This is a genomic window from Paracoccus sp. (in: a-proteobacteria), assembly GCF_032007265.1.
Taxonomy (GTDB): domain Bacteria; phylum Pseudomonadota; class Alphaproteobacteria; order Rhodobacterales; family Rhodobacteraceae; genus Paracoccus.
On sequence record NZ_DALZMB010000023.1, the window covers coordinates 15,397 to 41,694 of the forward strand.

Genomic DNA, 26,298 nt, shown 5'->3' on the forward strand with positions numbered 1-26,298 from the left:
CGGCCAAGGCCCGCCCGGATCCTGGATCCAAGCGGGCCTTTTGGGGTTTATGCCTTGGGCTGAACCAGCATTGGCCCCAGCGGGCGTCCTGCCAAAAGATGCAGGTGGAAATGAGGGACTTCTTGATGGCTGTCTTCGCCCGAATTGGCGATGGCACGGAAGCCATTGCCGCTGTCGATCGAAATGCCCTGATCTTCGGCGACCTTGGCTGCGGTGCGCATGAAGTCGATGATCTCGACCTCTGAGGCATTGGCCGCAAAATCTTCGAAGCTGACATAGGCCCCTTTTGGGATGACCAGCAGATGCACCGGTGCCTGTGGCCGGATATCACGAAAGACCAGCGTGTGCTGGGTCTCGATCACGGTATCATTGGGGATCTCGCCGCGCAAAATGCGGGCGAAGATGTTTTGATCATCATAGGCGGGCATCTGAATCTCCGATCAATCGCTGAACAGGTAGGGAATAGAGGCCAGCTCGCGCGCAGTCTCGGGGGTCTCATCCAGAAACTTGGCCAAAGCGGCGGCATTGTCGTCGACCGATGCCTTGGGCGAAATCGAGTAGAATTGCGAGAAGCCCATATCGCGCAGACGTTCTGCCTCGTGCTCTAGATCGCGGCGCACGGTCGGCAATAGGCGCTCGATCACCTCTGGCGCGGGCGAGCGTCCGGCCAGACCCACACGGGTAATATGGCCGCGCAGATATTCGCGATCAAAATCCGTTTCGATCAGCAAGACGCGGGTATCGGTTTTATATTCAAAGAAGTTCTCGATCAGCGGCAGGGCCGAACTGTCCAGACACAAAGCCAATTTCTTGGTTTCCAGCTGATCGAACAACAGTTTGACAACCGCGCTGCGGTGGCGGTCGCGCTTGGCGACGGTGCTTTCCACCCCGCCCATATCCGGCAAGCGAGCCTCTTGTTCGTTGAACAGGTAATCGACAGCCGAAATCGAGGTCTTGTCGCGCAGCCCCTCGGTCAGGCGCTTGGCGACATGCCATTTCTTCGACACGATCAGCAAAAGCGTCTTGTCGCGACCAAGTTGATTGTCGCTTTCCCAAAAACGCGGTGCAAACCGGCGCCCGACCCGGCCCCGGCCGGTCAGAAAGCGAAACAGCCCCGTCGCCTCGTTCGAGGTCGAGAAATGCACGCCCTTGGCCCCCCAAAGGGTCCCAAGCCGCTCGCGCAGCTCGATCGCCTCGGTGCTGATCTTGCGCGCAAACAAATAATCCTGACGCAAGAGCAGGTCATATTGGTCATTATAGAACGTGACCGGCATGCCATAGTCGGTGAAAACCAGATAGGTCAGCGTGCGGTTGCGCAGCTCGGTGCGCGGCACAACATGGGGCACGATGGTCTGAAAGAACGTCTCATCCGGGATCCATGTGGTCGAGAAGAAACGCAGCACATCCGGACGCTGGTCGCAGAACTCCAGCACCTTTTCAATGGTTTGCCGACGAAGACACCACCATTGAGAACCAATCATCACCTGAATGTCGGCTGGCACTTTGCGCGTCAGCTTCAGCTTTTGCTGGATCGCCAGCGAGGCATAATAAAGCCGCGACTGGGTGCGCTCGTTGAACCAATACCGATAGATCAGACGTTCTTCCTTGAGGCCCGTCTTGATCCAGTTCGATTTGAAGAAGTCATTATGCTCGATATAGTCGCATTCGCTGGCATCCAGAAACTCATGCGCATATTCGGCGGATTTGATGGGCTGGCAGTCGCCCGACAACATGTAGAAATGGGTCGCCGTCGGAAAGGCATCGACGGCCGCACGCACCGCTGACAGCGTTGCCGCAACCAATGACCATTCGCCCCAGCCACATTTGTGCCGCTTTTTGACGAAGGTGACCGAGGGGTTATCCGCCAGTGCCGTCTGAATTTCGGCAAAAGTCGTCGGATCGGCACTTGCGTCGAAATGGATCGACACGAAATCCCCCGAGAAGGTCAGCCGCCGTGCTTGGGCAATAATCCCCGGCGCATCCTTATGACACAGCAGAATAAAAGCGATTCTGGCCATCTTACGCCCCCCTCGCCGTGCCTTTGGTCGATCTATACATTCGTAGGAAAGGTCCTGACTCAATTGCTTTCCGTCTCTAACGATTTTAGCAGCTAGGGCAAGCGCCCCGGCCAAAACCTGCCAAGATGCAGCCATACCGGGAAAAGACCCCTAGGCGGGTCAATCTGGTGGCCTGCCTGGCGGGAAAGCGACCTGGGGCTGATAAAGGGGATGGTGGCGATGGATTTCAAAGACGTATGGATGACGCAAAACGCAAGCCTGCTTTACAGGGTTGTGCCCAAATGCGCCTGCTCATCCATCGGGCAGATCATGTATCTGTCGGATAATGGCGTGACCTATGAGGGCGATATCCACGATTCGGAGGAAGGCCTGCACAAATGGTCACAACCCGAATCCCGCGAGGCGATGCTGGCTGCCATCCAGTCGCAAAAACCGTTAAGCTTTACCTGTGTGCGCAATCCCTATGGGCGCATCCTGTCGGCGTTTTTTGATAAAATTGCCGGGATTCAGCGCAATGGTAAGCGTTACCGCGCCAATTTCGTGCCCCAGTTGATGCAGCGCTATGGCATCGAGGTCGGATCACCCGAAGAAGGTTTCGACTTCGACCAGATCAAAAGCTTTCGCCGCTTTTTGCTTTATGCACGCGACACCATTCGCTTTCGCCGTCCCGCCGATGCCGATATCCACTGGGAGGCCATGTCGCCGAAACTTTCGGGTTTTCTGGTGAATGGCGGCTATTTCGATCAGATTTTCCATGTCGAGAACTTCAACGCCGGCATGCAAACGGTTTTGGACAGCGCCAGCCCCGCCATCCCGATCGATGTGGCAAGTTTTCCGCGCTATAATGAATCCTCGAACCACGGCCCCAAGCGCGCCCATCCGATCAGCGCCTATTTCGACGATCTGTCGCATCATCTGATCTGGGAAATCTACAAGCAGGACTTCCAGCTTTATAAATATGATTTCGACGATCCGGATCGGCAAAAGCCCCTGTCCGAGGTCGATCTCCAAGAGGTGAACGCCCGGCTTTTGGTCTAAAGCCCGGTGTTTGGTCCAAAGATTGTCAGGAAATGATGGCAAATTCAGCCAATCTGCCTTTTTCTCTTGCACCTTGCGCGAATAACGCTAGTTTCTCGCGTTCATTTGACCGGCGGGGCAGCCCCAGGCCGCGGCCCCTTTTGACTTGCGGGCATCGCTGACCTGGCCTATTGGCTCACATCGATCATAAACGCACAACTCGGGGCCTTCCTTTCCGGATCCGCCCCCCGAACCACCCGAGGTTGAGACATGGCCGTCCCTCAGAACCGAGTTACACGCTCACGCCGTAACATGCGTCGCTCGCACGATGCACTTGTTGCTGGTAACCCGAACGAATGCACCAACTGCGGCGAATTGAAGCGCCCGCACCACGTTTGCCCGTCCTGTGGTCACTACGCTGACCGCGAGGTCGTCGCTCAGGCGAACGAAGTCGATCTGGACGACGACGCGGCATAATCGGAAGACCCGCGGACATGTCCCCGGCTGAGTCCACAATACCGCCGCTGGCTGCCCCGATCCGGGGCGGCGTCGTGGTGTCGGTTGACGCTATGGGGGGGGATCGCGGTCCCTCTGCCGTGGTTGCCGGCATCGCGGCCAGTGCTGCCGAGAATGCGCAACTCCGCTTCATCGTCCACGGACCTGAAGCAGAGCTGAGCAAGCTGATCGCGCAGCATAGCGGCTTGGCTGAACGCTGTGTCATTCGCAATGCCGAAGGCGTTGTGACGATGCACGACAAGCCAAGTCAGGTCGTCCGCAATGGCGACGGGACAAGTATGTGGTCCACGATCGAATCTGTCCGCACGCATGAAGCTTCCGTTGCCGTGTCCTGCGGCAATACCGGCGCGCTGATGGCGGTGTCGATGATCCGGCTGCGCAAGCTGCCCGGCGTCAACCGCCCTGCCATCGCCTGCCTGTGGCCCTCGCGTAATCCGCAGAGCTTCAACATCATGCTGGATGTCGGCGCAGATGTCCGCGCGGATGCCCCTGATCTTTTGCAATATGCCCTGATGGGTTCCTCCTACGCGCGCAACGGGCTTGGGGTTGAACGTCCGCGGGTCGGGCTGATGAATGTCGGCACCGAAGAGCATAAAGGCAAAGCCGAGCTGAAACAGGCGCAAGAGCTGATCTCTGCTGCCGCAGCTGACGGAAATTTCGAATATATCGGCTTTGTCGAAGGCGGCGATTTGGCCTCGGCCAAGGTCGATGTCATCGTCATGGACGGCTTTACCGGCAATATCGCGCTGAAAACCGGCGAAGGCACGGCCAAGCTGGTTGGTGAATTTCTGAAAGATGCTTTCAGCAATTCGATTCTATCCAAATTCGCGGCCCTTCTGGCGATGTCATCGCTCAAGCGGCTGCAAACCCGTATCGATCCGCGTCGGGTCAATGGCGGGGTCTTTCTGGGCCTGAACGGCACGGTGGTGAAATCGCATGGTTCGGCGGATGCGACCGGGGTTGCTGCGGCAATCCGACTGGCCTCGCAACTGTCGCAATCGGGCTTTCAGGATCGCCTTGCCGCCCGCGTGGCCCATGCTGCTGCCCCCGAGGCCGCAGCAACAGATAATACTACCGCCTCGGCAGATGCCGCAGCGGCCTCGCAATCGGAGAGCCAGCAATGATTCGTCGCTCGGTCGTACGGGGGACGGGTCACTACCTGCCCGAACGCATTGTTGAAAACGACTTTTTCGCCCAGCAGCTGGACACGTCGGATGAATGGATTCGCGCGCGTACCGGAATCGCGCGCCGCCACTTTGCCGCCGATGATCAAAGCACCAGCGATTTGGGCATTCTTGCCGCCAATGCAGCCCTAGCCAATGCCGGCCTGACGGCTGCAGATATTGACGCGGTTGTCGTCGCCACCTCGACCCCTGATCTGACCTTTCCATCGGTTGCGACGATGGTTCAGGCGGGCATCGGCATGGAACGTGGCTTCGCTTTTGACATTCAGGCGGTCTGCGCGGGCTTTATCTTTGCGCTATCGACCGCTGATGCGCTGATCCGTGGTGGTCAGGCGGATCGCATTCTGGTGATCGGCGCCGAGGTTTTCAGCCGGATCTTGGATTACACCGACCGCTCGACCTGTGTGCTGTTTGGCGATGGCGCAGGCGCGGTCATCCTTGAGGCGGCACAAGGCGAAGGCACGCAGGCCGATCGCGGTATTCTGGCCCTGGATCTGAACAGTGACGGCCGCCACCGCGATCTGCTTTATGTTGATGGCGGCGTGGCCACCACCGGAACCGCCGGACATCTGCGTATGCAGGGCAACCTTGTCTTTCGTCATGCCGTTGAAAAGCTTGCCGCGACAGCCCATCAGGCGCTGGACCGGGCTGGCATTTCCCCCGAGGCGGTCGACTGGCTGGTGCCGCATCAGGCCAATATCCGCATTATCGAGGCCACTGCCAAAAGAATGGGCCTGCCGATGGAAAAGGTCGTGCTGACGGTTGCCGATCACGGCAACACCTCGGCTGCATCCATCCCCTTGGCACTATCAGTTGCCAATGGCGAGGGCCGCTTCAAGGCAGGCGACATTCTGGTGGCCGAAGCGATTGGCGGCGGTCTTGCCTGGGGCAGCGTCGTTCTGCGCTGGTAAAACGCGCCGTTATTTCAGCTGCGAATCTTTTGAGCCGCGTCGGTTATAGCCCCCGCGCGCACGGAAGGCGTGATCGCGATCGCTTTGGCAGCTGACGCAAAGCCTGACACCGGGAATGGCCTCGCGCCGTGCCTTTGGAATCGGATCACCGCATTCCTCGCATTCGCTCAAACTGGTGCCGCGCAACGCTTCGCGCTCGGCGCGCATACGCGCCAGCTCATCCGCAATCGAGGCTTCGATCTGTTCGTTCACCGCGCCGTCGCGCGACCATCCGCCTGCCATTTCACCCCTCCTGCGTTTCATCAGGGCGCGAACCACCCTGGGCCAGAGATAAGATAGGGGACCGAGGCCAAAGTTCAAATCAACCGAAGGTTCTGCCCGCTTTCCGTCGGAAACTGAGGTGGCGAAGGAGGGGCGCCGGGATGCTTTTTATCAATCCCGCCTTCAGCCTTCGGGATAGATTTTAAACGGCCAAGCGCCTTTTGCGCGACTTCCAAGGCCGATTTCACGCCAAATTGGTTGTAAGACGCGAATATTGCAGCGATTTTGCGGGCATCAGGGAACGCAATTGGGTGGCCGTTGTTGACTTGCCAAGCTAAAGTCCGCATCCTGACGCCCATTCGAAAGGTAGATCTCATGAGCGACTCCACTTTGACCCGCATGGATCTGGCCGAGGCCGTGTTCCGCGACGTCGGTCTTTCTCGTCACGAATCGGCCCAGCTGGTCGAAAGCGTGCTTGGCCATATCTCGGACGCCCTTGTGCGCGGGGAACAGGTCAAAATCTCGTCTTTCGGGACCTTCTCGGTTCGCGACAAAAACGAGCGTATTGGCCGCAACCCCAAGACCGGGGAAGAAGTCCCGATCACTCCGCGCCGCGTCCTGACTTTCAGACCCTCGCATCTGATGAAAGATCGCGTGTCGGCCGGCAACAAACGCTAAGCCGTATGACCAAAGCGCCCGAGGCCTTTCGCTCGATCGGTGAGGTATCCCGCCTTGTGGGCGTGGCGACCCATGTCCTTCGCTACTGGGAGGGGCAGTTCACCCAGCTGTCGCCGGTCAAGCGGGCTGATGGGCGGCGCTACTATCGCCCCGAAGATATCAAGCTGGTGGCCGGGCTTTGTCAGGTCCTGCGCGAAGACGGTCTAAGCATTCGCGGTGCCAAGCGCCTGATTGCCGAGGACCGTGGCGCAGGTCTGCGCCAGATCGGGGCGGCCCGGCTGGGCGAGGGTATGGGCGATGGCGCCCTTGCAACCACTCGCACGGCCGTGCGCCTTGCGGTGCCAGACGCGCCGATGCAGCATCCACCGCCTCTGGCCGCCTCAGCGCACGATGAGCGGCCACAGGCACAGCCTTCTCATGCCAAGGCTATCCCGAACGATGTGCCATCGGTTGCGCGGCACGAAGACCCGCCGCGCGAAACCGCCCCTTTGACGCAAACGCTTGAGCCAGCTGGTGATTTGAAGGCTGCCGATTTGCACGGCTCTGATTTGCAGACCTCTGCTGCGGCGATCGAGGCATCAAAGCCAGCTCAGCCCAGCTTGACCGATGAGACAGCGCAAACATCGCCTGTGTCTGTCCTGCCGTCTGCCCCTGAACCTGCCCGCCCGTCTGCGGGGGATGCTCAGGCCCCTGCTGGGGAACAGCTCGAGGCCGCCGACACCAAGGTCGAGGCACCGGCAACGCCACCCCCTGCCCCGCATCAGCATCCTGGCACACCGACAAAGCCCGAACACGCAAGCTTGCCGCAAAGCGCGCAAGGGGCGCCAGATCTGCACCCTTCTTACGATCCGGCCCGTGGCGGCCCAAATGGCGCCTATTTCGTGAAGCCGCGCCATCAGGTCGTACCGATTCCCGATCAAGAGTGGCTTGCCAGCCTTTCAGCGACGCTGACCACGCTTCTGGCCCGCCAAGAGCCCCTGCCAGAACAGGCGCGTGCCCTGCGCCATGCGCTTGGCGACCTGCGTTAAGGCCCATGATTCCGCGATTTTCCGGCGCTTTTCACTTTCTTCAAAATTCTGTCGAAAAATCAGGCCATGGCCCCTTGTGCTGCCCCTCAGGATCGATCTATATGCGCCGTGTCGGGCCGTGGCGCAGCCTGGTTAGCGCGTCCGTCTGGGGGGCGGAAGGTCGAGAGTTCGAATCTCTCCGGCCCGACCAAATCAGAAACGCTCATCTCCTTGCGGAGGTGAGCGTTTCCGTTTTCACGGAGACCTCATGAACGGCGTTTTACCCGACCTGGCCTTGCGCGCGTTGATCGAGAATGGTTCGATTTCCGCAAGCCAACCGATCCTTGCTGAACAAATCCAACCCGCCAGCCTTGATCTTAGATTGGGGCAAAGCGCGTGGCGGATCCGGGCCTCATTTTTGGCGGGCCGTGATCGGCTGGTCTCTGAGCGCCTGGCCGATTTCGAGATGCACCGCATGGATCTAAGCGGTGGTGCCGTTCTGGAAAAAGGCTGCGTCTATCTGGTGCCGCTGATGGAGCGTCTGCGCCTGCCCAAGGGGCTTGATGCCGTCGCCAATGCCAAATCTTCGACCGGGCGACTGGATCTGCTGACGCGACTTGTCACCGATAATGGCACCGAATTCGATCGCCTGCCCGAAGGCTATGATGGCCCGCTTTACGCCGAGATCTGCCCGCGCTCATTTTCGGTGCTGGTGCGTCCGGGCATGCGCCTGAACCAGCTGAGGCTGCGGCGCGGTCAGGCCATCTTGAATGATGCCGAGCTTTCGGCCCTGCACGCAAGCGAGCCGCTGGTAACGGGCGAGGCGCTGATTGACGAGGGGCTGGGCTTCTCGGTCGATCTACGCCCTGCCAGCGGCGATCTGGTGGGCTATCGCGCCCGCCCGCACACCGGGGTTATCGATCTGGACCGTATCGGCGCCTATCCGGCGCGCGATTTCTGGGACGAGTTGCACAGCGATGACGGCAGCCTGATCCTTGATCCCGGCGCCTTTTATATTCTGGTCAGCCGCGAGGCCGTTGCCATTCCCCCCGACTATGCGGCTGAAATGTCGCCTTATCTGGCGATGGTTGGTGAGTTTCGCGTGCATTATGCGGGCTTTTTTGATCCAGGCTTTGGCCATGGCATCAGCGGCCAAGGCGCGCGCGGCGTGCTTGAGGTCCGCTGCCACGAGGCACCCTTTGCGCTTGAGCATGGTCAGGTCGTGGGCAGATTGGTCTATGAGCGGATGGCCGAACGCCCCGGACGCCTTTACGGCAGCGGCATTGCCTCGAACTATCAAGGTCAGGGTTTGAAATTGGCCAAGCAGTTTCGCTAGGCCAATCGATCCGTTTTGGGCGTTAAGCCGATAGGATAGGTTTTGGGGCGCTGATGCGCCCCTACCTGCCCATAATCACCCTATCAGACAGCTTGTCCGGCAAACCGGCCCTTAGCGGCCTTTGCGGGTCACCCGTGCCGCCTGACGCGAGCGTTTGGCGGCTGCGCGGGCAGCCTTTTGCTGCGGTGTCGCCACGGAGGCCTCGGATGCGGTGCGCGTGGCCTTGGCCGCGCCTTTGGCGGGCTGGTTCAGGCCTTTGACCGCGCGGCGCATTGCCCAATTGCTCATCTTGCGGGTGAAAAACCGTGAAATCTGGTTAAGAATGTTGCTCATGGCTCGGCCTATCCTGGCGTTATTCGTCTTCGAAGAAGTCTTGGGTGGTGGCGTGATCATCATCCTCGGAGAGTGGCGAGGGGAAGATGCTGGCGGCAATGCTATCGGCAGGCGGGCGCGATTCCAGAAGGCCCGCTGCGCGCAGTTCGGACAGGCCCGGCAGATCGCGCGCGCTTTCCAGCCCGAAGTGATCCAGAAAATCATCGGTCACAACAAAAGTGACAGGACGGCCCGGCGTCATGCGCCGCCGCCCAATACGGACCCAGCCCATTTCGATCAGCTGATCAAGCGTGCCCCGGTTGACGGCAACACCGCGGATCTCTTCGATTTCGGTCCGGGTGACGGGCTGGTGATAGGCGATGACCGCCAAAGTTTCGGTCGCCGCGCGCGAGAGCCTGCGATTTTCAATCGCATCTTCTTGCATAAGAAATCCCAAATCGGCAGAGGTGCGAAACACCCATGCCTCGCCCACACGGGCCAGCTGGACACCGCGCCCCTCATAGCGAACCCTGAGGCCGTAAAGCACTTCGGCCGGCTGACACCCCTCGGGCAGGCGTGCCGCGATCTGGCGCAGGGTCAGAGGGGTGGATGAGGCAAACAAAATCGCCTCGACCATGCGCTCTTGCTGATGCAGCGGCGGCGCAGGGATCGGCGCATCCGCCGCGTCATCGGGTTCCTGATGGGGGGGTGCAGAGATTTCGTTCACGTCGGTCCGGGGGGTTGGGCGCGCCGTCGGATGGTGATCGGGGCGAAGGTTTCGGATTGGCGAATTTCAATGGCGCCCTGACGCGCAAGTTCAAGCGAGGCCGCGAAAGTCGCTGCTGTAGCCGAGCGGCGGCGCTTGGTGTCGGCGCCCCAGTCATCGGGCAGAAACTGCGCCAATGTGGTCCAGTCGCCGCTAAAGCCGATCAGCCCGCGAAGCCGCTCGAGCGCTTGCTCCATCGTGAAAATATCGCGGCGATCAAAAGCGAAGGGGCGAAATTCATCTTTGGTGCGCAGCCGTGCATAGGCCCGCATCAAATCGATCAACCCGGCCTGCCAGCGCGTCTGGCGGTTTCGGGTGATATTCTCGGGCGCGCCACGGGCAAAACGCTGATGGCCCAGCCGGTCACGCGCCATCAGCCGGGCCGCGGCTTCGCGCATGGCATTGAGGCGTTCGAGCTGGAAGGCAAGATGGGCGGCCATATCCTCGGCAGAAGGGCCTTCGGCGGCCGGATCGGGGGGCAGCAACAGCCGGGATTTGAGAAAGGCCAGCCAAGCTGCCATCACCAGATAATCCGCGGCCAGCTCGATGCGCAAAGCGCGGGCTTTTTCGACAAAGCCCAGATATTGCTCGGCGAGATCACGTACCGAGATCGCCATGAGATCGACCTTTTGCATCCGTGCCATGGTTAGCAAAAGATCCAACGGGCCTTCGAAGCCCGAGACATCGACAACCAGTACCTCTTCTGCGCGACGCTCGGCGACGCCGGGCTGGGGCGCAGCAGCATTGCCCCCATCGCCCCCTTGAGAAGCGGCGGTCGGGCTGATCAATGCCGCGAGAGGGGAAGTATCGCTGTCAGTGCGCATCGGCGTGAGGTTTATCGGCTGCTGGGTTTCAAGACGTTTGGCGGCGAGACGGGCCAGCACAGGCTGAGCCAAGAATGGGTGGAAGAATCGGCAATGCAGGGGCCGCTGTCAACTTGGGTGTCGCGCAACTTGCAAGGCAAGGCAAGCCGGGGCCTGCTGCCCCGGACCCCGCGGGTATTTGGATGACAGAGACGTCAGGCGAGGCCACCCAGCGCGCGCAATTCAGAGCGAAGATCGCCGAGATCCGCATCATCAGGCGCGCGCCGCATTGCAAGAGCCTGAGCGGCGCGTTTCTGGGCCTTGGGCGTCAGCTGGCCGGATGCATCTGCAATTGCCGCCATCTGCTCGAGGCTTTCATTGCAGCTGAGCACCACATCGCAACCGGCAGAAATTGCAGCGCGGGCGCGCTCGCTTGGTGTGCCCGACAGCGCCTGCATGCCGATGTCATCGGTCATCAGAAGCCCGTCAAAGCCGATACGTTCCCGGATCAGGCGGATTGCCGCATCAGAGGCCGTGGCGGGTTGATCGTCGAGCTCGCTGATACGGATATGGCAGGTCATGGCCAAGGGCAGATTGGCGAGTGCGCGGAAAGGCACGAAATCCGAGGCATCAAGATCTTCGAGTGAGGCATCGATCACAGGCAGATCATGGTGGCTGTCGACGCGGGTGCGGCCATGACCGGGAAGATGTTTCATCACCGGCAAAACGCCTGCCGCCATCAACCCATCGGCTGCTGCCCGACCCAGAAGCGTCACCATTTCCGGATCCTGACCAAAGCAGCGGTTCATCAGGAAAGGGTGGGTTTCAGGATTGGCGATGTCCAGACCCGGCGCACAATCGCAATCAATGCCCATCTCGTGCAATTCGGCGCCCAGAAGGCGATATTGAAGCCAGACCGCCCTTTGGCCCAGCCGGGCAATATCCATCGGCGCGGCAAAATCCGTCCAATGGGGCGCGCGCATCCGCTGGACGCGGCCGCCCTCCTGATCGATCAGGATCGGGGCCTCGCGACCAAGGGTTGCACGCAGCTCGGAGGTCAGGCGGCGCAGGCGATCGGGGGTGTCGATGTTACGACCAAAAAGGATGAAGCCCCAGGGATTGGCCTCGCGAAAAAAGGCCCGCTCGTCTGCGGAAAGCTCGGGGCCGGCGATCCCCCCGAGGATTGTCGCGCCGGCCACTGTTTCTTGGGTCACGTTCTTGCCTTCATGGCTTACTTGGCCGTTGCGGGGATACAATCGATGCCCTCGGCAATCAGCGCGGCACAGAAACGACGCGCCTCGTCGCGGCTTTCAAAACCGGCGGCACGCAGGCGCCAGAAGGTACGACCACCGCTTTCAGCTTTCTGGATGACCTGCGCTTTGCCAGCAAACAGAGCACCAAATTTGCGCGAGACGCGGCCCCATTCACCATCGGCCAAAGCATTGCTGTCAAAAGCACCGATCTGCACCATGGCCGCACCCGATGAGATCGCCGAAGGGGCAACTTTCGGAGCAGGCGCCGGGGCGGCTGCAGCGGTTTGGGTCACAGCGGCAGGAACCCGGGTCGCGGCCTCGGTTGGCGCGGGGGCTGCACGGCGCGGACGCGGTGCCGGACGCGCCGAAATCTTGACGGCTGCGGGTGGCGGCGCGGCGGCGGCAGCTGCCTCGGTCAGGGCGACATTGATCGCATCGGTATTGGCGGCCTCGCCTTCGAGATCGGTCACCGCCTCATTGGCTGGCGTTTCCGAAACGGGCGTGGTCGGAGTATCGGCCAAAGCGGCCAGGCGGTCGGCCTCGAGTGCAGCGGCGGCTTTGGCGGCAGCTTCGGCGGCTGCGGCCTCGGCATCGGGGCGTGCGATCACGCGCGCGCTGGTTTCATTGACCGGCAGATCGACATCGCGCGAGGGGGCGCGCGCAGTGGCGCCAAGATTGCCCATGGCGACATCTTCTTCGCCCAGGCTGGTCGATTCGGGCGCGATGGCCACCTGATTGGTCGGACGCGTATCCGCGCCAGCCGCCACAGAATTGACAGCCAGCCCGGTATGGGCGCTGAGTTCGCCGCCGGGATTATCGGGGGCCGAGCGCGCCTCGCCTTCGATCGCACGGATCACCGGCACACCCGAGACATCGCGGACCACCAGCTTATAGCCCCAGACCAGCAGCATGACCATAAGACCGACCGAGATCAGCGCGCCCAGATATTGGGTAAAGCGCCCGACCCGCCCGATGACCGAGCCGCTTTGAGCAAGAAGACCCTCATCGGCATTGGTATAATAGCGCTGCTCGTCCCATTGGGGATCGCTTTGCCAATCCTCGGCATCCGCGTCGTAACGGGGATCTTGCCCATGCGGATCTTGACCATAGGGATAGTCGCGTACCTGCCGGGGCTGCGCGCCAACGAATCCGCCAGCGCGGAAATCAACCACTGCCATGTCCTGCCTGCCTGCCGGTTGATCCGGCGTCAATCGTTCACTGCTCAATGCCGGTTCAGCGCCTTGATCAGCGCATTTCGGTCGCCGGCTTCACCCCAAGAATACCAAGCCCGGCTGAAATGACAACGCCGACAGCACGAGCCAATGCGATTTTCGCGGCGGTCGCGGTCAGGTCGCCCTCTTGCACAAAGCGCAGCGACAACTCGTCATTGCCACGGTTCCACAGCGAATGCAGGTCGGAAGCCAAGTCATATAGGAAGAATGCAATCCGATGCGGCTCATTGGCGCGCGCCGAGATTTCAATAATGCGTGGCCATTCTGCAACTTTTTTCGCCAGATCAAGCTCGGCCTGATGATCGAGTTTGGACAAATCGGCCTTTGCCAAAGCAGCATCCGATGTGTCGACGCCCAAGTCCCCGGCGCGTTTGAGAACCGAATTGACCCGCGCGCTTGCGTATTGGACATACCAGACCGGGTTGTCCTTGGACTGCTCCAGCACCTTGTCAAAATCAAAGTCCAGCGCCGCATCATTCTTGCGCGTCAGCATGTGGAAGCGGGTCACATCCGGGCCAGCCTGCTCGACGACATCGCGCAAGGTGACAAAGGTCCCTGCCCGCTTGGACATCTTAAAGGGCTCGCCGTTCTTGAACAGTTTGACCAGCTGGATCAGCTTGATGTCCAAGGGAACGCGCCCGCCAGAAAGCGCACGAACCGCCGCAGTCATGCGTTTGACATATCCGCCGTGATCCGCGCCGAAAATATCGATCAGCTGATCAAAGCCACGGTCGATCTTGTCCCAGTGATAAGCGATATCAGGGGCGAAATAGGTCCAGGCGCCGTCCGATTTCTTGACGGGGCGATCGACATCATCACCGTGCAATGTCGAACGGAAAAGGGTCTGCTCGCGCGGCTCCCAATCCTCGGGGGTCTTGCCTTTCGGCGGCTCGAGTACGCCCTCGTAGATCAGCCCCTCGTCTTGCAGGCGCGCAATCGCGGCCTCGATCCGGCCGGTACCGTAAAGCGCCTTTTCCGAGGAATAGACATCCATCTCGACGCCGATCATCGCCAGATCCTCGCGGATCATCGCCATCATCTCGGCGGTCGCGAAATCGCGGACATCGTTCAGCCACACGGATTCGGGCTGGTCGATCAGGCTGGTGCCATATTTTTCTTTAAGCTTTTGGCCGACCGGGATCAGATAGTCACCGGGGTAAAGCCCCTCGACGATCTGCGGCTCAAGGCCATTGGCCTCGCGGTAACGCTCATAGGCCGAACGTGCCAGCACATCGACCTGTGCGCCGCCGTCGTTGATGTAATATTCACGCGTAACGTCATAGCCCGCGAAATCCAGCAGAGCCGACAAAGCATCACCAAAGACCGCACCGCGCGTATGGCCGACATGCATCGGTCCGGTCGGGTTGGCGCTGACGAATTCAACGTTGACCTTTTGCCGCGCACCCAACGTCGAGCGACCGTAATCGGCGCCCTCATTCAGGGCGTTGCGCACCACATTCTGCCAATTTTCGGCAGCGATACGCATATTCAAAAAGCCCGGCCCGGCAACCTCGGCGGCCGTGATGCGAGGATCTTGGCGCAACAGTTCAGCCAAGGCATCGGCAATCTCGCGAGGCTTTTTGCCGGCGGGCTTTGCCAGCACCATCGCGGCATTGGTGGCCATATCACCATGCGCCGGATCGCGCGGCGGCTCGACGGTGACAGCAGCCATGTCCAGACCTTCGGGCAGATCGCCCTTGGCTACAAGTTTGCTTAGCGCGTCAAGGACCAGCGTGCGAATATCGGAAAACAGGTTCATGGGATCCATCCTAGATTACCCTGCGGGATAACCTTGCGAGCAAGGGGCAGTCAACCTACGGCGCACATTCTGTGCATATCCCCAGTGAATTAGCGCGATGAAAACGAAAAATTCGCCGCGCCCGCCTCTGGGGCGCAGCTTTGCGGGGCGGCTCGCCCCGAATGTATAGCCCCGGCTGGCGTCCATTCCCCCTCGCCCGCATGTGGTTGGGATGATAGATGGTTGACAGGCGCGATTGTGATCACGATTGACGCTGGCGCACATTTAAGGTAGTGGCCAAGCATCGCATTCGGCGATTTTCACAGGGGCGTTTGGAAAATGCGTCCCGATTAAGCCGACAAGCCCGACGCTTGTCAGCTGTTCCGGACACTCAAGCACCCAGACGAAAGCCCTGATGACCAAGTTTACTGACCTTAAGCTGGACCCCAAGGTCCTGAAGGCAATCGCCGAGGCCGGCTATGACAGCCCGACCCCGATCCAGGCTGGCGCAATCCCGCCCGCATTGGAAGGCCGCGATGTCTTGGGCATTGCGCAGACCGGAACCGGCAAAACCGCCAGCTTCACGCTGCCGATGATCACCTTGCTTGGCCGTGGTCGCGCCCGTGCGCGCATGCCGCGCAGCCTGGTTCTGGCACCGACTCGCGAACTTGCGGCCCAGGTTGCCGAGAACTTTGATGTCTACGCAAAACACACCCGCCTCACCAAAGCGCTTTTGATCGGCGGCGTATCCTTTGGCGAGCAGGACAAGCTGATTGACCGCGGCGTCGATGTGCTGATTGCCACGCCCGGCCGCCTACTGGATCATTTCGAGCGCGGCAAACTGCTGCTGACCGGCGTTCAGATCATGGTCGTCGACGAGGCAGACCGCATGCTGGACATGGGGTTCATCCCCGATATCGAGCGCATCTTCCAGCTGACGCCATTCACGCGCCAGACCCTGTTCTTCTCGGCGACGATGGCGCCCGAGATCGAACGCATCACCGATACCTTCCTTCATTCGCCCGAGCGGATCGAAGTGGCGCGTCAGGCGACGACCTCTGAGACCATTACGCAGCGCTTGATCGAAATCGTCCCCACCCGCAAAGACCAGACCGCCAAGCAAAAGCGCGAGCTTTTGCGTGCGCTGATCGATGCCGAAGGTGACAAGCTGCAAAACGGCATCATTTTCTGCAATCGTAAAACCGATGTAGATATCGTCGCCAAGTCATTGAAAACCCATGGCTATGACGCGATGCCCATTCACGGCGACCTTGACCAAAGTCAGCGCACCCGCACGCTGGAGGACTTCCGCGAGGGCAAGCTGCGGATTTTGGTGGCCTCGGATGTGGCGGCGCGTGGTCTTGACGTGCCTTCGGTCAGCCATGTGTTCAACTTCGACCTTCCCAGCCATGCCGAGGATTATGTCCACCGTATCGGCCGCACCGGTCGCGCCGGTCGTCTGGGAACGGCAATCTCGATCGCAACGCCTTTTGACGAAAAGCTGCTGGCGGCGATCGAAAGCCTGGTGAAACAAAGCTTGCCGCGCGGCGATCTGCCCGAGAACTTCTCGCTGTCCGCAGCCGCCCAAAGCGCACCGCGCCCGCATGGTCAGGGTCAAAATGGTGGCCGTGGCGGACGCAATGGCACGAATGGTCGCGGCCGACAGCGCCGCAGCCATCCGCGCGATCATGAACATGGCGAAGAGGCTGCAATGGTGCCCGTCGATCATCAGGTCACCGAGCAGGTTGCCACCGTCGAGCCGCAAAAGGCCGAGGACGTCCGTCCCGCTTCCATCGCCACCGAAACTGCCCGTGAAAATGGTCGCGAAAATCGCCGTGAGAACGGTCGTGAGAATGGCCGCGAAAACGGTCGCGAGCATGGTCGGGAAAACGGTCGCCGTGATGACAAGCGCCGTGACAACCGTGACGACAATCGTCGCCACGAGACCCGCAGCGAAGAGCCGCGTCACGAGCCTCGCCATGAACCCCGGACCGAACAGCGAAACGAGCGCCACCGCGATCATCGCCGTGACGACCGTCATGCGGTCGTGGGCATGGGTGATCATGTTCCGGACTTTATGCTGCGCAGCTTCCAGCCGGCATTCCTGGAAAATGAAACACCAGAAGCCGCAAAATCGGCAGATAACGCGGATCACGTCGAGATTATCGCGATTGAAACCCGCCCCGCTGCCGTCGAGCCGGTAGCGCCTGCCGCCCCGGCCCCGGTCGAGCATGTGGCTGTTGTGGCCCAGCCCGTCGCCTCCGAGCCGGTCGCTGTCGTCGAGAAAGCCGAAACGGCCCCGACCGCCGAAGCACCCGAGGCTGTTGCAGCCGTCGAGGCCGCAGCAACCCGCACGCCGGCGCGTAAAACCCGTAGCCGTGCCAAAGCAGCGAAACCTGCAAGCACCACGGACGCCCCGGCTGGTGATGAGCCGATCACAGAAGCCGCAGCACCCGCGCAAGACGCGGTTGCAGACGAAGCCCCTGTGAAAAAGGCACCTCGCAAGCGCGCCCCGCGCAAAACGGCGAAACCTGCCGATGTCGCTGGCGCAGATAGCGAAAGCGCAGCCGCGCCCGCCGAGGCGGCCCCTGCGGCCACGCCGGCGACCGAAGGCCCTGCAGAAACCGCAGCTGAAACTGCCCCTGTCGAGGCGAAAAAGCCTGTTCGCAAGCGCGCGCCTCGTGCTCGCAAAGCAGCACCTGCTGCCGAGGAGGCCGCAACCACCGCGGCTGCACCCGAGGCATCTGGTGACGCCAAGCCCGCGGCAGCCGCCGAGGCATCTGGTGACGCCAAGCCCGCGGCAGCCGCCGAGGAATAAGCAGGAAGGCCATCATGGACGCCAATCTGATGGTTCGACTGCGTCGCCGCTTGCGCGCGCAACGGATTGGGTGGATGGCGTTCGATGTCCTTTTGGGATGCGCCGCAGCATTGGGCCAGGCACCTTGGGGTGTCTGGCCCCTGTCCATTCTGGCACTGTCCTTGCTGGTCTGGCGCGTCGCCCGCAGCCAAACCGCGCGCATCGGAGGGTTTCGCACCCTTTGCGCGGGCTTTGGCTATTTCGCGCTGGCCATGTTCTGGATCGTCGATCCTTTTCTGGTCGAGCCCGAGATCTATGGCTGGATGGCGCCTTTTGCCCTGTTTCTGATTGCCCTTGGCGGCGCCCTTTTCTGGGCAGTTCCCGGCTGGCTTGCCTTGCGCCTGACGACAGGTTTCAAGATGCGTGGTCTGGCCTTTGCTGCTGCAATCGTGCTGTCAGATTGGTTGCGCGGCTGGCTGTTCACGGGTCTGCCCTGGGCACTGACCGGACATATCTGGATCGATACTCCGGCGGGCCAATTTGCTTCAGTCGGTGGCAGCATTGGCCTCTCGGCGCTGACAATGCTGGCCGCGAGCCTTCCGATCTGGTGCTGGCGCGGCCCAAGCAGTCGCCTGCGCGGTGGCCTTGCGGGTGCGGTGTTATCCTGCCTTACGATCCTCGTCGCCTGGAGCTATGGCCTTGCCCGCCTTGCCGCGCCCGGCCCCGCAGATCATGCGCAAATCGTGCGACTGGTGCAGCCCAATGCGCAGCAACAGCTGAAATGGGACCCCTATTGGTCCGAAGTCTTTTACCTGCGTTTGTTGGACCTTTCGCATGGGCCAACGGATAATGGTCGCGCGCCCGATGTCGTGATCTGGCCGGAAACGGCCGTGAACTTTCTGCTGGAATATGCAGGCGACGCGCCCCAGCAAATCGCCCAATCCGCTGACACCACCGTACTGATGGGGGTTCAGCGTGTCGAAGGGACACGCTATTTCAATAGCATGGCCGAGATCCGCGCGGATGGCGCAATCGGTCAAATTTACGATAAATTCCATCTGGTCCCCTTTGGCGAATATACCCCTTGGGGAGATGCCATGTCGCGGCTGGGAATCTCGGCCTTTGCTGCGCGCTATGGCAATGGCTACACCCCCGGGCCGGGGCCGCAAAGCCTGCGCGGTTTGGGTGCAAATCTGCCCGCCGTTCAGGTGCTGATTTGCTATGAGGCGGTCTTTTCCCGCCATCTTCTGACCTCGGGACCAGAGCGGCCCGAATGGCTTTTGCAGATCACCAATGACGCTTGGTTTGGGACATTGTCAGGCCCCTGGCAGCACCTGGCGCAAGCGCGGCTGCGTGCCATCGAATCGGGGCTGCCCTTGATGCGCGCGGCCAATACCGGGGTCTCGGCCGTGATCGACGCACGTGGTGTCGTTCGGGCAGAGCTGGGGCTGAACCTTGAAGGCAGGATTGATGCAGCCCTTCCCGGCAGCTTTGCCCAAACCCCCTGGAGCAAGACCGGCGATTGGCCAATTTTGCTGATCACATGTCTGGTACTGGCCGGGTCTATCCTCGCAGATCGCCTAAAACGCAAGTCATCCCGAGGTTGACGTCCTTGACGGGGTGGCATATCGCTGATGGCTGACCGTCACAACGGCTTCCTGGCGTGACGGCTACTTTCAACGGAGCAACCCCATGTCCAGACAGAATTACGTGTTCACTTCGGAATCGGTTTCCGAGGGACACCCCGATAAACTTTGCGATCAGATTTCTGACGCCGTTCTTGACGCGCTCCTGACCGAAGACCCGCATGCCCGTGTAGCCTGCGAGGCATTTGCCACGACCGGACTGGTCGTCATCGGCGGCGAGATCGGTCTGAATGACAAAGATCGCCTCAGTGAATATATGAGCGGCATTGGCCAGATCGCCCGCGATGTCATCCGCGACATTGGCTACGAGCAGGATTCGTTCCATTGGAATACCTGCAAGGTGAAAAACGTCCTGCATGAACAATCGGCCCATATCTGGCAAGGCGTCAAGAATGACGCCGCCGGAGATCAGGGCATCATGTTCGGCTATGCCGTTGACGAAACGCCCGAGCTGATGCCCGCGCCGATCCAGTATTCGCATGCCATCCTGCGCCGCTTGGCAGAGGCACGCAAATCCGGACAAGAGCCGCAACTTGGACCGGACGCCAAATCTCAGCTAAGCCTTCGCTATGAGAATGGCCGGCCGGTTGAGGTGACAAGCCTGGTGCTTTCGCATCAGCACCACGATGAAAGCCTGACCTCGGACGACATTCGCGCCATCGTCGAACCCTATATTCGCGAAACGCTGCCAAAGGATTGGCTGACGGAAAATACCGAATGGTGGATCAACCCAACCGGTACATTTGTGATCGGTGGCCCGGATGGTGATGCGGGCCTGACAGGGCGCAAGATCATCGTCGACACCTATGGCGGCGCAGCACCCCACGGTGGCGGCGCGTTTTCGGGCAAAGATCCGACCAAAGTTGACCGCTCAGCGGCATATGCTGCACGCTATCTTGCCAAGAACGTCGTGGCGGCCGGACTTGCACGGCGCTGTGTCATTCAGGTGAGCTACGCGATCGGCGTCGCAAAACCTCTGTCAATCTATGCAGATACCTTTGGAACCGGCACGGTCCCCGAGGAGCAGATTGAACAGGCCATCTCCAAGGTCATGGACCTGTCGCCCAAGGGCATTCGGGAACATCTTGATCTCAACCGCCCGATTTATCGCCGAACGGCAGCATATGGTCACTTTGGCCGTGCGCCAGAAGCTGACGGTGGCTTCTCTTGGGAAAAGACCGATCTGGTAGATCCCCTTCTGAAGACGATCTGATCGTTTCTTGCCGATCAAAAACGACCGGGGGCTATGCGCCCCCGGACCCCGCAGGATAATTCTCATGGAAGAAAGAGTTTCTGCCGCTCGCTCGAGAAATGCGAGCAACTCATTTCTCTATCATTCTAAATACCCAAAGAGGGTGCCATCCAGAACAGAGGCAGCCCTCTTGGCAAAGCATTAGTCGCGAAAACTTTTGCTTTCCTTAATCTGATCCCAGGCCCAGACGACTTCTTGCAGGCGGTCCTCATCCGAGCGGTCGCCCCCGTTCATATCGGGATGCAGATCTTTGACCAATGATTTATATTGCTTACGGATTTCTCCGCGCGTCCAGCTGTCCTTCGCTTCAAGGATTTCAAGGGCTCGCCGTTCGCTTGGCGGCAAGCGCCGAAGATTGGCGCGTGCCCGCACCTCGGGGTTGGTGCCATTTGCTCCAAGAATTTCAAGCGGGTCATCGATGCCGTGACGCGCCCATTTTTGCTCTTGTGCAGCGCGGCCAAAGGGTTTGGTCGGGCGGTCCCAAACGGTTGCGTTATCCAGGAATTCCTGGAATTCCTCTTCGGATTGCCCTTGAAAATAGTTCCAATTCAAATTGTATTCGCGAACGTGATCCTTGCAAAACCAAAAATAATCATCCAGCGAACGCGGTGATTTTGGCGCGCGATATTGTCCGGGCTCGTTACAGCCCGCCTTGTCGCAGCGGCGTGTCGATGTCTCGAAAGCACCCGACATCCCGCGGCGGCCTTTAGCCCTGCGCTTCTTGTCGGAAGCGGCGGAAATATCGAACGCGAACGGATCCCTAGTGCTCATAGTGCCTGCCTTGTTTTCGTCGGGACCGATAGTTTAGGCTATTTCACGTCACTTTAAAGGGGGTTCGGGATGATAGCCGATGAGATGCGGATGAAACTGGCTACACTTCAGCCAGAGGTTATTGAAATCATAGACGAAAGCGAGGGGCATCGGGGTCACTCTGGTTTTCGTGAAGGCGGCGAGAGCCATTTCCGCATTCGCCTGACCTCGCCTGCTTTCGCCGGTTTGACCCGGATGGAGCGTCATCGGCTGGTTCACCGCACGCTTGGCGACATCGTTCCACGGGTCCATGCACTTGCGCTTGAGCTCAAGGAAAGCTGAGCCGTTAGCGCCCCCAGTCTTGCTGCACCGCCGGTGCAAGCGTAAAAGCCCGATCAACCCGTATATCGTCCCAAGGATATTTTCATGCCCACCACCGATTTCAATGACCGCATGCTGTCGCTCGGCCTCGCCCGCGTCAGCGAGGCAGCCGCACATGCCTCGGCCCTGCTGATCGGGCGAGGCGATGAAAAGGCCGCCGACCAAGCAGCCGTCAACGCCATGCGCGAACAGCTGAACATGCTGGACATCAAAGGCGTTGTCGTCATCGGCGAAGGCGAGCGCGACGAAGCACCGATGCTTTATATCGGAGAGGAAGTCGGCACGGGTCAGGGTCCTGAGGTTGATATCGCGCTTGACCCGTTGGAAGGCACGACCTTGACTGCCAAGGACATGCCCAATGCGCTGACCGTGATCGCCATGGCACCTCGCGGCACGCTGCTGCATGCGCCTGATGTTTACATGGACAAGTTGGCAATCGGTCCGGGCTATCCGAAAGATGTGGTCAGCCTTGACATGACCCCCACCGAGCGCGTCAAGGCACTGGCCAAGGCGCGCGGCGTCAAAGACAGCGACATCACCGTTTGCATCCTCGAGCGTCCGCGCCACGAGGATCTGATCGCCGAAGTGCGGGCAACCGGTGCAGCCATTCGCCTGATCACCGATGGCGATGTTGCCGGTGTGATCCATTGCGCCGAAGCCGAGCTGACCGGCATTGACATGTATATGGGTTCGGGCGGCGCACCCGAGGGGGTTCTGGCCGCCTCGGCGCTGAAATGTATGGGCGGGCAAATCTGGGGCCGTCTGTTGTTTCGCAATGACGACGAGCGTGGTCGCGCAGCGAAAGCGGGTATCACGGATCTCAACCGCATTTATTCGCGCGACGAGCTGGTCACTGCGGATGTTATCTTTGCCGCGACCGGCGTGACCAACGGCTCGATCGTGGCCGGCGTCAAGCGTGAGCCGCATTTCCTGCAGACGGAAACCATCCTGATGCGCTCGAAAACCGGTTCGGTGCGGCGCATGATCTATCGCAACCCCATCCGCGCCTAATTCACCCAGCTGCGGGCCATTCATTGTGGCCCGCAGCCCTTCGGCCAAGCTTTGCATGTGTTTTTACACGCGCATGCTTGCAAGCTCGCACCGGCTGGCGCAGAAATCACGCCATGAGTGCTTTCCTGAATGTTGAAAATTCGCTGACCGGTCGCCGCTGGCTTGCCCCGGACCCCGCGCTAGAGCGCGCGGCCGAGGCAATGGCTCAAGAGACGGGTCTTCCTTTGGCGATTGCGCGGGTCCTGGCTTCGCGCGGGGTGGCTGCGCTGGATGCCCCTGGCTATCTGGATCCGAAGCTGCGTGACCTTCTGCCCGATCCGCTGGCGCTGCGTGATATGGGCCCCGCAGCCGAGCGGTTGGTCAAAGCCGCGATAAAGGGGCAGAAAATTGCCATTTTTGCCGATTATGATGTCGATGGCGCGACCTCGGCGGCGCTGCTGATCGACTGGCTGCGGGCGCAGGGTCAGGCCGCCACGCTGTATATTCCCGACCGGATCGACGAGGGCTATGGCCCGAATGCCCCGGCCATCAGCCAACTGGCGCAAAACCATGATCTGATCATCTGCGTTGACTGTGGCACGCTAAGCCATGACGCCCTTGCCGCGGCAAAGGGGACGGATGTGATCGTGTTGGATCATCACCAGGGCGGCGAAACCCTGCCTCCGGCATTGGCGGTCGTTAACCCCAACCGCCAGGATGAGGATGGCACGCTTGGTCACCTTTGTGCGGCTGGTGTCGTTTTCCTGACGCTGGTTCAGGCCAATCGGTTACTGCGCACAGCCGGGCGTCCCCTGCCCGATCTGATACCGCTTCTGGACTTGGTCGCGCTGGCTACGGTCGCCGATGTCGCGCCCCTTGTTGGGGTGAACCGGGCCTTCGTGCGTCAGGGCCTGACGATCATGGCCCGACGCGAGCGGATCGGCCTGACTGCGCTTGCCGATGTTGCACGCCTTGATACCGCGCCCACGGCGTTTCATCTGGGCTTTCTTCTGGGGCCGCGCATCAACGCAGGCGGACGAATTGGCAAGGCAGATCTCGGGGCGCTTTGCCTTTCAACGACCGATCCACGTCAGGCCGCAACGCTGGCTGCACAGCTTGACGAATTGAACCGTGACCGCCGCACCATCGAGGCCGCCGTTCGCGACGAAGCCTTGGCACAGGTCGAGGCGCATCTCGCCCAGTCCGACAGCCCGTCACTGGCCTGGGCCGCCGGCGAGGGCTGGCATCCCGGGGTCGTGGGAATTGTCGCCGCGCGGGTCAAAGAGGCCGTCAACCTGCCCTCGGTGATCATCGGTATCGAACATGGAATCGGCAAGGGTTCGGCGCGGTCAGTCCCCGGGGTTGATTTGGGTCGCGCGATCCAGACCCTGGCGTCCGAGGGACTGCTGATCAAGGGCGGTGGCCATGCCATGGCCGCCGGGCTGACCGTCGCTGCCGACATGATCCCCGCTGCAATGCAGCGGCTCGAGGCCTTGCTGGCGCGCGAAATGGCCGAACGGACCGGAATCCACGATCTGCGCATCTCGGGCCTGCTGGATCCGCAGGGCGTCAGCGTTGAGCTGATGCAGATGCTCGAGCGGGCTGGCCCTTTTGGTCAGGCAGCATCCGCGCCACGCTTTGCCTTTGCCGATCAAATGGTCGAGGGCATTTCGACCATTGGGGAAAACCACCTGCGTCTGCGCTTTCGCAGCCCCGGATCGCCCGCGATCGAGGCCGTGGCATGGGGCGCCATGAACAGCCCCCTGGGCCCGGCCATGCTGGGTGCAAAGGGGCGTCGCTATCATCTGGTGGGCAAGCTCGAGCTTTCGCTTTGGGGGGGCAAGGAACGGGTGCGACTGCGCCTTGATGATGCGGCAGTCAGTGGCTGAACCAGAACGGAAAGCGCTTTGACAACTATTTTGTGTCAAAGTGCTTTTTCCCTCTTGCGAGCCCTCATGGGCTGGCCTAAACACCGCCTCACACCACGCGGGTAACACTGCGCGGCACTGGAATGGCCCGTTCGTCTATCGGTTAGGACGTCAGGTTTTCAACCTGAAAAGAGGGGTTCGACTCCCCTACGGGCTGCCATTTCCATCCAGAAAAAGACGACGCAGGGTTCCTTAAACGGAGCCCTTTTTCTTTGCCCGGATGTCTTTACCCGAATGCAAGACTGTCGATGACCCGCGCGGCCATCCGTTTGTCTTGCAAGGTTTTTCCCTGATCTCACGCCCCCAATTCAGCTTAGATCCAAAGTTTTGCGATAAAGTTAATGTCTCTGGGTCATTTGATGCAGTTTTGATCTTGCAGTGTCCGCCCCCCTGCCCTAAACACCGCCTCACACGACGCGGCGCAAGCTGCGCGGCACTGGAATGGCCCGTTCGTCTATCGGTTAGGACGTCAGGTTTTCAACCTGAAAAGAGGGGTTCGACTCCCCTACGGGCTGCCATTTCCACAATCTTTTCAATCAGATTACGCGACACCCAAGAAATGGGCAGCGGTTATTCTGATCGTCAAACATCCCTGCCTTATGCCTTATGTTCGATGGGCCGCCCTCTAACGCGGTGCCTTCTGCCAGCTCAACATGCCGGACGCAGTTGGCACCCCATCCGCCGAAAATCCAAATTCCGAATTTCCCTAACCTCTCGTATGGTTGCACAGGGCGTGATCCCCCAAAGGGATGCAGGGCCCAAAGCCATGCAACAGACGCGGCCCTTCGCATAGCTGGGGCCATTCTGCTATCTATGCCTTCGCCAGCCCGAATCCGACCCAAGGAGCGTCATGAGGAAAAGCGGTATCAAGAACAAGCCAAGCGGTTCGCGGGGCAAGGTAATCGCAGCCATTGCCGTGGCTTTGCTATGCGTATTCGCGCTTTTTTACGCCATATTCGCAAGAATGGTGAACACGACGATTGAACAGCCCCTTGAGGCCGTAACCGGGTGGATCGGCAAAGTTGAGGTTGACGATCACGGCGGCGACTACCGCACCACGGTCCCACCGGCGGAATAATCTGCATTTGCCCGCCTGACCCGAGGCCTGTCAGATCAAGTGTCAAACCTGCGCCCACGGCCGCCACTGCGCGCGCCAGAAGGATCGCGATCAAAGTGCACGCCCATAGTCAGCCTTCACGCCAAGCAGGCAGGCGGCGCTTCTCGAACCCCGTTTTGGACTGCTCAAACCCCGCGCGGGCATAGAAATTCAGCGTAGCGCGATCCTTCGCCCCGGTGATCAGCATGACTTTGTAGCAATCCAACGACCAAGCGGCATTTGTCGCAGCATCAAGGATCTGCGATCCATAGCCCCTTTGCCGATGATCGCGATGAGTCACGACATTCTCGATGAGCCCATATGGCCTTGCTCTGCGGGTCAGGTTCGGGACAACGACCAGGACGCATGAGACGGTAATCCTCCCCTTGGTTAAGGGGATGCGGCAGTAGAATTTTCTCGTAGCGT

General features: G+C 60.4%; 25 protein-coding genes, 3 tRNA genes, 1 pseudogene and 1 riboswitch. Of the genes and pseudogenes, 17 read left to right on the forward strand and 12 right to left on the reverse strand.

Going from position 1 to position 26,298, the window contains the following annotated elements; genetic code table 11:
- Positions 1-47: 47 nt before the first annotated feature.
- Positions 48-428, reverse strand: a complete 381-nt coding sequence (locus RTS12_RS07105; protein ID WP_312526876.1) for an HIT domain-containing protein — start codon at positions 426-428, stop codon at positions 48-50.
- Between the two features lie 12 nt (positions 429-440).
- Complete coding sequence (locus RTS12_RS07110) at positions 441-2,018, reverse strand: DUF5928 domain-containing protein (protein WP_312526878.1); 1,578 nt, start codon at positions 2,016-2,018, stop codon at positions 441-443.
- Positions 2,019-2,237: 219 nt separating this feature from the next.
- Between RTS12_RS07110 and RTS12_RS07115 the strand changes: the two genes are divergently transcribed.
- The 4 genes from RTS12_RS07115 to RTS12_RS07130 all read left to right on the forward strand — a co-directional run bounded on the left by RTS12_RS07115 (position 2,238) and on the right by RTS12_RS07130 (position 5,646).
- Complete coding sequence (locus RTS12_RS07115; protein WP_312526880.1) at positions 2,238-3,056, forward strand: sulfotransferase family protein; 819 nt, start codon at positions 2,238-2,240, stop codon at positions 3,054-3,056.
- Positions 3,057-3,305: 249 nt separating this feature from the next.
- Positions 3,306-3,512 carry a 50S ribosomal protein L32 gene (gene rpmF / locus RTS12_RS07120; RefSeq protein WP_145398788.1) on the forward strand — a complete coding sequence of 69 codons (207 nt, stop codon included), beginning with the start codon at positions 3,306-3,308 and terminating at the stop codon, positions 3,510-3,512.
- A gap of 17 nt (positions 3,513-3,529) precedes the next feature.
- Positions 3,530-4,675 carry a phosphate acyltransferase PlsX gene (plsX, locus tag RTS12_RS07125; protein ID WP_312526887.1) on the forward strand — a complete coding sequence of 382 codons (1,146 nt, stop codon included), beginning with the start codon at positions 3,530-3,532 and terminating at the stop codon, positions 4,673-4,675.
- Positions 4,672-5,646, forward strand: a complete 975-nt coding sequence (locus tag RTS12_RS07130) for a beta-ketoacyl-ACP synthase III (RefSeq protein ID WP_312526889.1) — start codon at positions 4,672-4,674, stop codon at positions 5,644-5,646. Before plsX ends, RTS12_RS07130 begins: the two co-directional genes overlap by 4 nt.
- Before the next feature lie 9 nt (positions 5,647-5,655).
- Here the strand turns inward: RTS12_RS07130 and RTS12_RS07135 are convergent, their stop codons facing one another.
- Both RTS12_RS07135 and RTS12_RS07140 read right to left on the reverse strand, forming a co-directional pair.
- Positions 5,656-5,928 carry a DksA/TraR family C4-type zinc finger protein gene (locus tag RTS12_RS07135; protein WP_312526892.1) on the reverse strand — a complete coding sequence of 91 codons (273 nt, stop codon included), beginning with the start codon at positions 5,926-5,928 and terminating at the stop codon, positions 5,656-5,658.
- A 74-nt stretch (positions 5,929-6,002) separates the two neighbouring features.
- Complete coding sequence (locus RTS12_RS07140) at positions 6,003-6,284, reverse strand: hypothetical protein (RefSeq protein ID WP_312526894.1); 282 nt, start codon at positions 6,282-6,284, stop codon at positions 6,003-6,005.
- On the opposite strand from RTS12_RS07140, the gene ihfA reads away from it, so the two are divergent.
- From ihfA to RTS12_RS07160, 4 genes are all read left to right on the forward strand, one after another.
- Complete coding sequence (gene ihfA, locus RTS12_RS07145; protein WP_312526896.1) at positions 6,283-6,585, forward strand: integration host factor subunit alpha; 303 nt, start codon at positions 6,283-6,285, stop codon at positions 6,583-6,585. The two genes, RTS12_RS07140 and ihfA, sit on opposite strands and share 2 nt — an antisense overlap.
- A gap of 5 nt (positions 6,586-6,590) precedes the next feature.
- Positions 6,591-7,613 (forward strand): MerR family transcriptional regulator, encoded by a 1,023-nt coding sequence (locus RTS12_RS07150; protein ID WP_312526897.1) that lies wholly within the window; start codon positions 6,591-6,593, stop codon positions 7,611-7,613.
- Positions 7,614-7,725: 112 nt separating this feature from the next.
- A tRNA-Pro gene (locus tag RTS12_RS07155) sits at positions 7,726-7,803 on the forward strand.
- Positions 7,804-7,860: 57 nt separating this feature from the next.
- Positions 7,861-8,928, forward strand: coding sequence for a 2'-deoxycytidine 5'-triphosphate deaminase (locus RTS12_RS07160; RefSeq protein ID WP_312526899.1), 1,068 nt, complete (start codon positions 7,861-7,863; stop codon positions 8,926-8,928).
- Positions 8,929-9,039: 111 nt separating this feature from the next.
- Here RTS12_RS07160 and RTS12_RS07165 read toward each other — a convergent pair whose 3' ends face one another.
- From RTS12_RS07165 to argS, 6 genes are all read right to left on the reverse strand, one after another.
- Positions 9,040-9,261 (reverse strand): hypothetical protein, encoded by a 222-nt coding sequence (locus RTS12_RS07165; protein WP_312526901.1) that lies wholly within the window; start codon positions 9,259-9,261, stop codon positions 9,040-9,042.
- 19 nt (positions 9,262-9,280) lie between these two features.
- The gene (gene scpB, locus RTS12_RS07170) at positions 9,281-9,877 is read right to left on the reverse strand and encodes an SMC-Scp complex subunit ScpB (RefSeq protein ID WP_409455672.1); all 597 of its coding nucleotides are present in this window, start codon (positions 9,875-9,877) and stop codon (positions 9,281-9,283) included.
- An 86-nt stretch (positions 9,878-9,963) separates the two neighbouring features.
- Complete coding sequence (locus tag RTS12_RS07175; RefSeq protein WP_312526904.1) at positions 9,964-10,830, reverse strand: ScpA family protein; 867 nt, start codon at positions 10,828-10,830, stop codon at positions 9,964-9,966.
- A gap of 194 nt (positions 10,831-11,024) precedes the next feature.
- Positions 11,025-12,023, reverse strand: a complete 999-nt coding sequence (locus RTS12_RS07180; RefSeq protein WP_312526906.1) for a glycoside hydrolase family 3 protein — start codon at positions 12,021-12,023, stop codon at positions 11,025-11,027.
- A 17-nt stretch (positions 12,024-12,040) separates the two neighbouring features.
- Entirely contained in the window at positions 12,041-13,240 is a 1,200-nt protein-coding gene (locus RTS12_RS07185; protein ID WP_312526908.1) for an SPOR domain-containing protein, read from the reverse strand.
- Positions 13,241-13,307: 67 nt separating this feature from the next.
- Complete coding sequence (gene argS, locus RTS12_RS07190; RefSeq protein WP_312526910.1) at positions 13,308-15,053, reverse strand: arginine--tRNA ligase; 1,746 nt, start codon at positions 15,051-15,053, stop codon at positions 13,308-13,310.
- Between the two features lie 394 nt (positions 15,054-15,447).
- Between argS and RTS12_RS07195 the strand changes: the two are divergent.
- From RTS12_RS07195 to metK, 3 genes and pseudogenes are all read left to right on the forward strand, one after another.
- Positions 15,448-16,609: pseudogene (locus RTS12_RS07195) on the forward strand (DEAD/DEAH box helicase); the annotation flags it as partial.
- A 1,255-nt stretch (positions 16,610-17,864) separates the two neighbouring features.
- Positions 17,865-19,436, forward strand: a complete 1,572-nt coding sequence (lnt, locus tag RTS12_RS07200; protein ID WP_312526912.1) for an apolipoprotein N-acyltransferase — start codon at positions 17,865-17,867, stop codon at positions 19,434-19,436.
- Between the two features lie 32 nt (positions 19,437-19,468).
- Positions 19,469-19,516, forward strand: a riboswitch (SAM-SAH riboswitch).
- A 5-nt stretch (positions 19,517-19,521) separates the two neighbouring features.
- The gene (gene metK / locus RTS12_RS07205) at positions 19,522-20,688 is read left to right on the forward strand and encodes a methionine adenosyltransferase (RefSeq protein ID WP_312526913.1); all 1,167 of its coding nucleotides are present in this window, start codon (positions 19,522-19,524) and stop codon (positions 20,686-20,688) included.
- Positions 20,689-20,868: 180 nt separating this feature from the next.
- On the opposite strand, the gene RTS12_RS07210 is transcribed toward metK, so the two are convergent.
- A complete protein-coding gene (locus RTS12_RS07210) occupies positions 20,869-21,498 on the reverse strand; it encodes a DnaJ domain-containing protein (protein ID WP_312526915.1) in 630 nt (209 codons plus the stop codon).
- A 69-nt stretch (positions 21,499-21,567) separates the two neighbouring features.
- Between RTS12_RS07210 and RTS12_RS07215 the strand changes: the two genes are divergently transcribed.
- From RTS12_RS07215 to RTS12_RS07240, 6 genes are all read left to right on the forward strand, one after another.
- Positions 21,568-21,819, forward strand: a complete 252-nt coding sequence (locus RTS12_RS07215; RefSeq protein ID WP_312526916.1) for a BolA family protein — start codon at positions 21,568-21,570, stop codon at positions 21,817-21,819.
- 84 nt (positions 21,820-21,903) lie between these two features.
- Positions 21,904-22,869 carry a class II fructose-bisphosphatase gene (gene glpX, locus RTS12_RS07220; protein ID WP_312526918.1) on the forward strand — a complete coding sequence of 322 codons (966 nt, stop codon included), beginning with the start codon at positions 21,904-21,906 and terminating at the stop codon, positions 22,867-22,869.
- Positions 22,870-22,982: 113 nt separating this feature from the next.
- Positions 22,983-24,737 (forward strand): single-stranded-DNA-specific exonuclease RecJ, encoded by a 1,755-nt coding sequence (recJ, locus tag RTS12_RS07225; RefSeq protein ID WP_312526920.1) that lies wholly within the window; start codon positions 22,983-22,985, stop codon positions 24,735-24,737.
- A gap of 124 nt (positions 24,738-24,861) precedes the next feature.
- A tRNA-Glu gene (locus RTS12_RS07230) sits at positions 24,862-24,936 on the forward strand.
- A gap of 283 nt (positions 24,937-25,219) precedes the next feature.
- Positions 25,220-25,294, forward strand: a tRNA-Glu gene (locus RTS12_RS07235).
- Between the two features lie 332 nt (positions 25,295-25,626).
- Positions 25,627-25,854 (forward strand): hypothetical protein, encoded by a 228-nt coding sequence (locus RTS12_RS07240; protein ID WP_312526922.1) that lies wholly within the window; start codon positions 25,627-25,629, stop codon positions 25,852-25,854.
- Positions 25,855-25,963: 109 nt separating this feature from the next.
- Here the strand turns inward: RTS12_RS07240 and RTS12_RS07245 are convergent.
- The coding region (locus RTS12_RS07245; protein WP_312526924.1) for a GNAT family N-acetyltransferase at positions 25,964-26,298 on the reverse strand (335 nt) is incomplete at its 5' end.